2 protein-coding genes are annotated in these 573 nt (G+C 50.4%); both read right to left on the minus strand.

Annotated elements, in window-relative coordinates:
- On the minus strand, nucleotides 1-341 hold a 341-nt coding region (locus ACWI_RS00050), incomplete at its 3' end, for a 2Fe-2S iron-sulfur cluster-binding protein (RefSeq protein ID WP_139142294.1).
- Between the two features lie 14 nt (nucleotides 342-355).
- The coding region (locus ACWI_RS00055; protein WP_139142295.1) for a DUF362 domain-containing protein at nucleotides 356-573 on the minus strand (218 nt) is incomplete at its 5' end.

The raw sequence follows: 573 nt of genomic DNA on the forward strand, positions 1-573 counted from the left end.
CAGTCGGTGGTGCCGGGACAGGCCCGCTTACAGGGGGCGACGCAGTCGCCGATATGTTTTGAAAGCAGCAGCTCCAGGTTGGTTTTGCGGGATTCAATGACCCGGGGGGTCCGGGTGCTCACCACCATGTTGTCGCTGATTTCAGTGGCGCAGGCTTTTAAGATCTTGGGAATCTCCTGGACTTCCACCACACAGAGGCCGCAGGAACCGTAGATCTCCAGGCGGTCGTCATAGCACAGGGTGGGAATATCAATTGCATTTTCCCGGGCGACGTCTAAAATGGTTTGTCCGGGAATGCCGGTGACTTCTTTTCCATCGATGTTCAGTTTAAATTTTTTCATTCTCCCACTCCTTTCTAGTCAATGATGACGGAATCAAATTTACAGACAGTGAAGCATTTGCCGCACTTGATACAGAGGTCCTGATTGATCTCATGGATCTGCTTCTTTTCGCCGCTAATCGCATCTACGGGACAGTTCTTTTTACAGGCACCGCAGCCGACGCATTTGTCTTTATCAATGGTGTAGGTTAACAGCGGCTTGCAGCTTCTGGCGGTACACTTTTTATTGTAAA

The organism is Acetobacterium wieringae (assembly GCF_001766835.1).
In the GTDB taxonomy this organism is placed as follows: Bacteria; Bacillota; Clostridia; order Eubacteriales; family Eubacteriaceae; genus Acetobacterium; species Acetobacterium wieringae.